At 57.7% G+C, this 10,137-nt stretch carries 7 protein-coding genes; 5 read left to right on the forward strand and 2 right to left on the reverse strand.

Annotated features, from left to right (window positions below):
- Positions 1-475, forward strand: a 475-nt coding sequence (locus tag AB4Y32_RS39785) for a methyl-accepting chemotaxis protein (RefSeq protein ID WP_368726481.1), incomplete at its 5' end; no start/stop codon positions are given.
- A 301-nt stretch (positions 476-776) separates the two neighbouring features.
- Here the strand turns inward: AB4Y32_RS39785 and AB4Y32_RS39790 are convergent.
- Both AB4Y32_RS39790 and AB4Y32_RS39795 read right to left on the reverse strand, forming a co-directional pair.
- Entirely contained in the window at positions 777-3,029 is a 2,253-nt protein-coding gene (locus AB4Y32_RS39790) for a molybdopterin-dependent oxidoreductase (RefSeq protein ID WP_368726482.1), read from the reverse strand.
- 88 nt (positions 3,030-3,117) lie between these two features.
- Positions 3,118-3,462 carry a carboxymuconolactone decarboxylase family protein gene (locus AB4Y32_RS39795; RefSeq protein ID WP_368726486.1) on the reverse strand — a complete coding sequence of 115 codons (345 nt, stop codon included), beginning with the start codon at positions 3,460-3,462 and terminating at the stop codon, positions 3,118-3,120.
- Between the two features lie 563 nt (positions 3,463-4,025).
- On the opposite strand from AB4Y32_RS39795, the gene AB4Y32_RS39800 reads away from it, so the two are divergent.
- The 4 genes from AB4Y32_RS39800 to gorA all read left to right on the forward strand — a co-directional run.
- A complete protein-coding gene (locus AB4Y32_RS39800; RefSeq protein ID WP_368726483.1) occupies positions 4,026-5,219 on the forward strand; it encodes a mandelate racemase/muconate lactonizing enzyme family protein in 1,194 nt (397 codons plus the stop codon).
- A gap of 21 nt (positions 5,220-5,240) precedes the next feature.
- The gene (locus AB4Y32_RS39805) at positions 5,241-6,224 is read left to right on the forward strand and encodes a D-2-hydroxyacid dehydrogenase (protein ID WP_368726484.1); all 984 of its coding nucleotides are present in this window, start codon (positions 5,241-5,243) and stop codon (positions 6,222-6,224) included.
- A gap of 707 nt (positions 6,225-6,931) precedes the next feature.
- Positions 6,932-8,230 (forward strand): transporter, encoded by a 1,299-nt coding sequence (locus AB4Y32_RS39810; protein WP_368726487.1) that lies wholly within the window; start codon positions 6,932-6,934, stop codon positions 8,228-8,230.
- A gap of 727 nt (positions 8,231-8,957) precedes the next feature.
- The coding region (gene gorA / locus AB4Y32_RS39815) for a glutathione-disulfide reductase (RefSeq protein ID WP_368726485.1) at positions 8,958-10,137 on the forward strand (1,180 nt) is incomplete at its 3' end.

Raw genomic sequence — 10,137 nt, forward strand, 5'->3', positions numbered from 1 at the left:
GGTTGCAGCATTCTGCCGCAACCAGCCCTCTGCCAGCTTGCTTGCGCCACGCGCGTCAAGCGTTCGCTTCGCCGGGCTGACGCCCGCACTTGACCCGGCAACCACCCACTCGAGATTCGAAAGAAGCGAAATTAAAGACCTGATCGGCAATTCGAATGCGCGTGTCGAGGTCGGTGCGAAGCTGGTCGACGAGGCGGGCCAGACTATGGCGGAGCTCATTGAATCCGTTTCTCGTGCCCATTCGATCATGGGCGAGATTTCCGAGGCGTCGCAGGAGCAGAGCAGGGGCTTGGATCAAGTCAATGTAGCCGTGAATGAGATGGATAGAGCGGTGCAGCAGAACGCGGCTTTGGTAGAACAAGCGGCGGCCGCCGCACATTCGCTACAGGAGCAGACAGAACTGTTGGCGGATACGGCGGCAAAGTTCCAGGTGCGTGATCGCAAGAGGGTGCCGCTTCGGGCGTCGGAACGGTGAGGAATATGGCTGTCCAAGCTGCAAAACGGTGAAGCATTTCCGATCCGCATTGCCACGAATCGTTTTATCTGCCCGCGCGACCGTCGACATCTCGAAATCTCTGCGCCGCGCAACTGCTTCGCGTTTCGGCCGGGATCTAGACGGAGTCGGGCGTTGCGCGCAACATTAATGGCGTGTGTTGTTGCCCACGGATGCATCGATTGCTTGAGCAGAATTGAAGGATGATCTCCGTGGGCATCGAAACGCATAACCGTGGCCTGCCGGGGGGAACGAATTGAGCAGGCGGAATGTGCGTCACTAGTTATTGACCACGATACGGTTCGATATTAACTAGGCACGTATGCGCCGCACATCCTTGTCCGAAGCCGGAACTCCCTTTATCCAGCGTGAGCACGTTCGGATTGCCGGCTCGATCCAGAGCATCGTCGGTATTGTCCTGCGGGTCATACCATGCACCAGTCGGAAGCATGACGACACGTGGACGGATATCATCGACCACTTTCGCGCTGGCGAGGCATTGGCCCCGCGCGTTCCACAAGCGGACGGTATCGCCATCGGCAATCCCGGAACGGCTTGCGTCGTCGGGGTGAAGCCACACCTGTTCGTGTCCGTTGCGTTTGGTGGCTTCGCTCGCAGGCGCTTCATCAAGTTGGCTATGCAGCTTTCCGACCGGCTGTCGTGAGATCAAGTGCATCTCAGTCGATGTCGCGCATCCCAACCACTCGGCCGGCTCGAGCCAGGCCGGATGCGGTAGGCAATCCTCGAGCCCACTTTGCTCGAGCGTGTCGCTCCATAGCAAGATGCGGCCAGTGCTGGTCGACAACGGATGCACTGCGGGATTCTTGCGGAATTCATCGAGATAGGTGAAGTTTGCCCGAGTGGGAACTTCGACGACACCTTGTTGCCAGAATTCCTCGAATTCTGGAAGCAAATGATCGAAACGCTCGCGGGCGTCCTTGCGTGAGATCTCGTACAGATGCCGAATCCATGCCATTTCGTCTCGGCCTTGGCTGAACGTCTCTTCGACCCCGAGCAACTCCGCGAGCCCTCGCATAATGTCGTAATCGCTGCGCGCCTGGCCCACGGGTGCGATTGCCTGTTGCATGGCGACCAGATGGCCTGAGCGCCGAGCGCCGGCAATATCGTTGCGCTCGATCGAGGTACTGGCGGGAAGAACAATATCGGCTCGACGTGCGGTTGCCGTCCACATGGGATCTTGGACGATGATTGTCTCAGGTTGCATCCACGCGCGGCGTAGCCGGTTGAGATCTTGATGATGGTGAAATGGGTTACCGCCTGCCCAGTAAATCAGGCGAGTGTCAGGGTACACGTAGGTCCCGCCCTCGTACGTGAAAGTCGCTCCGGGATTCAGCAGGAGATCGGCAATACGCGCGCAAGGGATGAAATCGCGGTTCGGCTTGGATCCTTGCGGAAACGCCGGCGAATTTGACGCCGCGAGAGGTGGGCCCATACCACCGAGTGATCCATATCCATAGCCGACACCCGTGCCGGGCAACCCGATCTGGCCAATTACGGCGGCGAGACCGAGCGCTGCCCAATAAGGCTGCTCGCCGTGATCGGCGCGTTGCAGGCTCCAGCCTACCGTCAGCATCGAGCGCGTTTCGACTAGGCGCGCGGCCAGTTCCCTGAGACGGGATGCATCGAGGTCGGCGATTGAGGCCGCCCATGCCGCGTTCTTCAGAGTACCGTCTTTCTTTCCGGACAAGTAATCAACGAAGCGATCCGCGCCGCTGCAGTATGTTGCGAGGAAATCGCGATCATGGCGCCCTGCGGCGACAATCTCTCCGGCGAGGCCGAGCATGACGGCCGTGTCAGTATTCGGTCGAATGGGCCACCACTCGGCGGGCACCCATTCGGGAAGATCGTCTCGTAGAGGAGAGATCAGGACGAAATGCACGCCGCGTGCGACCATCGCACGCAGATAGGTTTCCAACTGATGGCGGGCGATGCCGCCAGCCTCGCTTTGAGCCGTACGCGGCGACAGTCCGCCGAAAACGACGACAGTCTGTGCATGCTCGGCGACCGCGTCTAGGGTGGTGGCTCCGCCATTGCATGCTTCGGCATCGCCGAGCGTGTGACGCAAGATAACTGGCCCTGCGGCGGTGCTATAGGTGTCGACGTGCCCAGTGTAGCCGCCCATCAAATTGAGGAGCCGTTTCAGTTGCGACGACGCGTGGTGAAAACGTCCACAGCTCGTCCAGCCGTATGACCCGGCAAAGATCGAACGATTGCCAAACGTTTGGCGGACGCGATCGATCTCGTCCGCCACCAGACGCAACGCCTCGTCCCACGATACTGGAAGAAAGCGATCGTCTGGCCTGCGCTCGTTGGGTCCCTTGTTCCTGAGCCAACGCTCGCGCACCATCGGTTGCGCTATCCGGTGTCTGGAGTCGGCCCAGTATTTCACGGAATGGATGATCGGCGAAGGCGCCGGATCGCCGGCGAATGGCTCGACGCCAACCACACTTCCGTCCTCGACTAGGAGTGAATAGGCCCCCCAGTGACTGCAGTGACTGAAACGTTGCAATGCCACGACTACATCTCCCGATTGCGGTCTAGCAAAAAGATGAGCGGCCGGCTTGCCGAATTGCTCGACATAACCGGCCGCATCGGAAAGCGACTTAGGTATTGGGCAGTTGCGAGTGTGCTTCGAGCACGCGTGCCGAGTAGACCAGCGCGGGCCCGGCGTTCATCGCGATCGCAACGCTCAGTGCCTCGACAATCTCCTCTCGCGTCGCGCCATGTTCGACGGCCTTCTTGGTATGCGAGGCAATGCAGCCGTCGCAGCGCGTGGTCACGGCCACAGCGAGTGAGATCAGTTCGTGAATTTTGGGGCCCAGCGTGCCATTTTTCACGGGGGAATTTTGCATCGTAGCCAGACCTTTCATCACTTCCGGGCTAAGTTCCGCATAGTCGGCGACGCGTGCCTGCAAAGAAGCGCGGTAGTTGTTCCAGTCTTGCATCATGATGATATCTCCTCCAGGAGTGGTTAAAAGTGTGGCGCCATGTTGGTGCCGGAATCGGTAGATACAGGTGACTTGGTCGATGCGCACGTTGGGCGCGGCATCGGGCAGCCAGTCTGCCCAATTAGGAAAACTATCCTGTTCGAGCGCACATTGAACAAAACCGATCAACACGAGCCCGACGGAAAGGAAAGCTGCACACGGTCTCTTCGTCGCAAATCCCGTTAGCACATTGTGTTCGCGCTATTGCCTACATTTGAAGCGCGAATTGGGAAAAGCAGTGGTGACGAATGTTCATGAATGCGCTTGGCTCTACCGAGGCAATCGAGACGTTAAGCCTGGCGGCGCAAGGAGCAAGTCGGGAGCAACGAGCGAAAGAATTTCTTTCCTGCTGACATAGTAGAACTCGTTTGTCAGCGCGAGGCGGTGTATTCACGATGGCGACTTTCCACGGGTGGGAGTGTATCGACGGATGCCCGGGAGGAAGACATATTGCATTTGCGATGTCCGTAGGCCAGCACATTGTGTGTTGCGCAATCGCGGCGGTGCTAATGGAGGAGGAAAACATGAAGATCACGCAAATCGAGGTACTCGAGGCCGACCTGTCGGGTCGTGACAGCATGGCATCCTGGCGGGTCGTCCTCGCCCGTGTGCATACGGACGAAGGTATCAGCGGACTCGGGGAGGCCGGCGTGACGTATGGAGCCGGCAGTCCCGCAGTTGCGCCGATGATCTTGACGCTCGGAGAGCGATTCGTGCTGGGCGCGGACCCTTTCAATACCGACACCGTATGGGAAAGCCTTCTTCGACGTTCCGTGTGGGCCGATGGTGGTGGGCCCATCGTCTTCGCGGCTATGAGCGCTATCGATTGCGCGCTGTGGGACATCAAAGGCAGGGCGTTGGGCCAGCCGGTGCATCGACTGCTCGGACGCGCCACACCGGAGCCGCTGCGCTGCTATGCGAGCCAGCTTCACCTCGGCTGGGGCGAGCAGGCGCAGTGGATCGGGCAGCCGGCACAGTACCGGGAGGCTGCGGCACACGTGCGGGAGCTGGGGTACGACTGCGTGAAAGTCAACCCGATCATGATGGACGAACAGGGCAAGTACGCCGCTGGACTGCGCAGTGTGCTTACGCCGGCGCAACGCAAGCTGTTCCGCAAGCGGATGGAGGCGGTCCGCGAGGGCCTGGGAACGGATGCCGACATCATCCTCGAGCTCAACGCTTTGACCTCCACGGCAGGCGCGCTGCAGATCGCCGAACTCGTCCATGATCTAGACATCCTTTTCATCGAGGAGCCGACCCACAACAATAGCAATCATGCGCACTTGAAGATGGCTCGGAAGTCGCCTATTTCGCTTGCTATCGGCGAGCGTCTCTATACGCGGTGGGGTTTTCTGCCTTACCTCGAGGCTGGCGCGATCGACATGATCCAGCCCGACGTCTGCCTCGCGGGCGGTATTAGCGAGGCGTATCGGGTGGCGCATCTGGCGCACGCTTACGACGTGGGAGTCCAGGCGCACGTCTGCGGCTCGCCGTTGGCCACGGCCATCGCGCTGCAATTCGAGGCGGGGATTCCCAACTTCAATATTCATGAGCATCACGCCTACACGCTGCGGCGCGCGAATAGAGAACTGTTCGAAGAAGACCTACAGCCGGAGAACGGCAAGTTCATCGTACCGACGGCGCCCGGCTTCGGCATGACGCTGCGGTGTGAGGCGGAACAGCGCATGACCAAATCCAGCGTGAAGCTGCCTAAATGAACGTGCGGAAAAGGGCCGGAAATGAACATCGTTTTCTTGGGTAAGTTCGGACGGGACGCGGTAGGGCCCGCCATCGCAGCCGTGCCGGGTGCCATCTTGCGCTACGCGGACGACGTGGAGCAGCATGCGGCCGTCGTCGAACAGGCGGAGGGCGTCGTGCTTGTCGGCCCAGCTTATACGACCGCCGTCGCTGCGGCGTTGGCGGGTGCGAATAAATTGCGATGGATTCAAACGCTGTCGGCGGGTTACGAGAATCTGCAGCGATTTGGCGTTCCGCCCGGCGTTACGGTGACCAATGCAGGGGACGCGTGGTCAGTCTCGGTAGCCGAACACGCGATGGCACTTCTGCTTGCGCTCGTAAAGCGCTTGCCGGAAGCGGTCAGGCAGAAGGAGCGCCGATCTTGGGACCGGCAGTTGATGGTATACATGGGTTCACTGCAAGGCCGTACGATGGTGGTGGTCGGCTTCGGCTCCATAGGAAAAGCCGTCGCGCAGAGAGCGAGGGCGTTCGGTATGAAGATCGTCGCCGTGACGCCTACGCCGAAACCGTTGGAACTGGCAGATCACGTGTATGCGTCCACCGAATTGCATTCCGCCCTGCGGCTAGCCGACGTAGCCGTCATCGCGGTTCCGGCGCATCCCGACACCGTGAACCTGATCAACGAGCGGACACTTCAGGAATGCAGGCGGGGATGTCTCCTCGTCAATGTCGCGCGCGGGGAGGTCATCGATCAAGATGCACTGGTCAACGCGCTTCGTTCTGGTCATATCGGAGGAGCGGGCCTCGATGTGACGCTTCCTGAGCCTCTGCCTGAGGCGAGCGCATTGTGGCGGGCACCCAATCTCATCATCACTCCGCATGTCGCTGGTGGCGGCGAGCTCGTGATGACGAGGCTTGCCGAACTCGTCGCGGACAATGTGTCTAGACAATTGAGCGGGCAGGCGTTGCAATGCATCGTCATCCCGCCGCAACCCGCGCATCAAGACCGACCTGTCGATGCTTGAGTAGACCGTGCGCGGTATGCCCGCCGCGAACGCGGCGGGCGGCGTAATCGTCCTGGCGATGCTTGTCGCATTCGCGCAGGCGTCTCGTTGTCGGGGCAATGAAGCGTCGGATATTGACGTTGTTTTCGGCATCGGACATCGGAATTGATCCGAGTGCGTTGCTTCGATTTCCAGTTCACGTCGCAGCTAAAGCTGTCGACGATTTTCTAGGCTTGGCGATTTTAGAGATTTTTTAACCACGCCAGCCCCTCTAATTAAATACACTGAAGGGGCGCTGTGGGCAATCTAGATTAACTTTGTCGGTTTGAAACGAAAGCTTTTAATGCGAATTCGCGTGTCGTTCTCTAGTGATTCATCGCATGAATTGCAGTGCATTGGATATAAATGGAAAATTAGCTGTTTCGATGCCTCGAATTCGATGCGCACACACGTGTGACGCTGCGCGCGATCCAGTTTCTTGATGGCTTCCTGTGTTTTGACCATTCTTCACAAATGCCTGTACCGCACGTCATAAATTTTTAGGGTGACTACCGATAGAACCTCGGAGACCAGAAATCTAGACTAATCGCAGATGGATTGCGGTTTATTTTGAATATCGGTTTTTAATTTCGAAAAAATTAACTAGATTTGATTTTATCGTTTAATCCGGCGCGCGCGAAGTAGAGCGTTTATTCCAGCGTTGTTCAGTTCGAGAGGTGGTGAGCAAGATGGGAATTCTCGGTAGTAGTTCGATTGAACTGGAAGGTGGCTCCGTCGAGCGGATTCCGTTCACGGCATACGATGCAGGGTGGGTAGTCCTTTGCATCGGAATGGCAATCGGATCCGGCATCGTGTTCATGCCGCTCCAAATGGGAGTCAAAGGTTTTTGGGTTTCCGCGGCGGCATTGGCGATAGCGTATCCGGCAGTTCAGTTCCTCTCGAACCTTTACATTCGATCTCTTTCCGCAAGTGGTCAGTGCAAGGACTACACCGGGATCATCACGGAGTATCTGGGGAAGAATTGGGCGGCGGTGCTCAGCATTGTGTACTTCATCACGCTGACTAAGGCGATGCTGGCGTACTCTACGACGCTCACGCATGATGGTGCTTCGTATTTGCAAGTCTTTGGCGTGACCCATGAGTCATTGGCGGCTACCCATTGGTTTCCGCTCTGTGTGATCGGGGCGATGGTCGCCATAGCGTCGTGCGGGGAGAAGGTGCTGTTCCGGGTTTCCGGTCCCCTGATCGTGACCAAGCTTGCGATCGTGGTTTTCCTCGGGTTGTCAATGATGCCATACTGGAACCTGAAAAACGTAAGCTTCGTCGCGCCTGAAAACGTCTTTTCGTTCATCGAAAATGTCTTGGTGTCTCTCCCGTTTGCGGTGTTCTCGATCGTGTACATTCAGATTCTGAATCCGATGAACGTGGCGTTCAGAAAGGCGGAGTCGGATCCTGCGGTGGCGACTTACCGTGCTCTGCGTGCAAGCAGGTATGCGTATGTCATTCTCGTCGTGAGCGTGCTTTTCTTCGCCTTTTCGTTTTTGTTCTCGGTCAGTTCGCAAGATGCACGCTACGCTGTATCGCAGAACATCTCCGCGCTAGCACTATCTGCGCGCGTGATCCCTGGCAACACGGTCAAAATTCTCGCGACGACGTTGAATATTCTTGCAATGTTGTCGGCTTTCTTTGGCGCCTATCTGGGATTTCATGACGCAATGAAAGGGATCGTCGTCAACGTTCTCGATCGCTTTATGGCACGTAGCGCGCGTCTCGACCGCATCCTTCCTATGGGGATCGCCGTTGCGTCGACGCTGCTTCTTACCGTGTGGGTCTGGAGCAACATTTCTACGATGGCGCTGCTACAGTGGACCTCACCGACGTTTGGCACGGTGTCTTGCCTGATTCCTTGCTACCTGGTCTGGCGTGTTCCTGTGCTCAGAAAATTCCGCTCTGCAAGTGTGTGGTTCGTAGGATTCACTGGGCTCATGCTGATCAGCACGCCACTCTTCAAATTGCTTGGACACTGATAACGAAACTCCGAGCCGATCGCGACAACGCCCGCCGACCCGACGGGCGTTTTTGCTTCATGCCATGCGCGATCGCTTATACCGGCAGCCTCACGCCATCCTTTTCCTCGACGATGCATTGCGCAGCCTCGAAGGTGTTAAATCCTATGTATCACGGAGGTCGATTCGAAGGTGCCTAAAATCAGCGTGTCGAGGCGTGACGAAGGGCATCAAGACATCTGAGGTGTCATGCTCCGAATCCTCAGGGACACGCGGTTTGGGGATGAAGTCGCCAGGTAAGGCTCGACGGTACCTTCGCGTCAAAAAACAACATCGTCTCTACCTCGTCGTGTCTGCGCCGTGAGCGACGAGGTGCGGCTTCTGAAAGCGCTCCCTCCTGAGGTACAAGTGCGGACCCGAGGCGCCGGACAATGTTCGCCAGGATATCATTATCCTAGCGGCGCGAATCCGCGGCCGCGCTGAGAGCAATAAAGTTTTTGTTTCAATTCCAAATACTTTATCTCGTTTGTTGGAATTGTAGAACCGGCGAACAATCTTGTAACGGGCAAACGACGATGCGCGCGTCGCCTCAGGTTCCTCCCTACCTAAGTACGCTACCGATCCCATCGCTATGCGAGGAGATCGCAACTTGCTGAGCCGAGGTTCGTTCGCGTTACGATCGGTTCCGCGTAGCACAGAAAACCAGTTTTGGCGCGTGCTCGCACAAGGATGTTAAAGAGTGCACCTGATGAAACACTACGACTACATCGCGATCGGAGGTGGCAGCGGCGGCATCGCCTCGGTAAACCGTGCCGCGATGTACGGAAAATCGTGTGCGCTGGTTAAGGCAAGGCAAATCGGCGGAACCTGCGTCAACGTCGGTTGCGTGCCCAAGAAAGTGATGTGGCATGGGGCGCAGATCGCGGACGCCATCCATCGCTACGGGCCGGACTATGGGTTCGAGACAACGGGGACCAATTTCGAGTGGGCAACGCCGGTCAGGAATCGCAGCGCATATATCGACCGTATTCACGCCTTGTATCAGACAGTTCTGGACAGGAACAGGGTAGATGTGATCACGGGATGGGCCAGGTTCGTTGATGCACACACTATCGAAGTCGCAGGCGAACGTGTGACGGCAGATCATATCCTAATCGCAACCGGCTCCCGTCCCGTGCACCCGAGAATTCCCGGAGCGGAGTATGGAATCGATTCCGACAGCTTCTTTGCTTTGCCGGAGATGCCGGCTCGGGTTGCGGTCGTGGGCGGGGGCTATATCGCTGTGGAACTGGCGGGAACGTTGAACGCACTCGGCTCCCAAACGCATCTTTTCGTCCGAAAAAATGGTCCACTACGGTCCTTCGATCCACTTCCTGGCGAGACGCTGACTGAAGTGATGGCGGTCGAAGGCCCCACGCTGCACGCTCAAGCGATCCCGAAGGCTGTGGTGCGGAATGCGGACGACAGTTTGACACTACGGTTCGAAAACAATGAGGTACACACGACAGACTGCATCGTCTGGGCGATTGGCCGAGAGCCCGACACAGCTAATCTGAATTTGGAGTCGGTGGGCATCGCGATGGCAAGCGGTTATGTGGTGGTCGACAAATACCAGAACACCAGTGTGCCTTGCGTCTATGCGGTTGGGGATGTCACGGGATTGGCTGAACTGACACCGGTAGCCGTGGCTGCTGGGCGCCGCTTGTCGGAACGACTGTTTAATGGCAAAGCCGACGAGCACCTTGATTGTCACAACATTCCGACGGTGATATTTAGTCATCCACCGATTGGCACAGTAGGACTTCTATGGGGCAATGGAAGTCAAGCCCTTTCGCGATCCGTTTTTCCGTTAGTTATCTCCCATTCGAGAGTGCGGCCAGGTTATCCACGGCCGGCCGGCGGGTCGCCTGCTACGACCACGACGCTGG

This window comes from Paraburkholderia phymatum (assembly GCF_040965635.1).
GTDB classification, from domain to species: Bacteria; Pseudomonadota; Gammaproteobacteria; order Burkholderiales; family Burkholderiaceae; genus Paraburkholderia; species Paraburkholderia phymatum_B.

Excerpts from the sequence above, each read along its gene's own strand:
- AB4Y32_RS39805 (WP_368726484.1), top strand. The coding sequence starts at position 5,241 with ATGAACATCGTTTTCTTGGGTAAGTTCGGACGGGACGCGGTAGGGCCC.
- AB4Y32_RS39800 (WP_368726483.1), top strand. The coding sequence starts at position 4,026 with ATGAAGATCACGCAAATCGAGGTACTCGAGGCCGACCTGTCGGGTCGT.
- AB4Y32_RS39795 (WP_368726486.1), bottom strand. The coding sequence starts at position 3,462 with ATGATGCAAGACTGGAACAACTACCGCGCTTCTTTGCAGGCACGCGTC.
- AB4Y32_RS39810 (WP_368726487.1), top strand. The coding sequence starts at position 6,932 with ATGGGAATTCTCGGTAGTAGTTCGATTGAACTGGAAGGTGGCTCCGTC.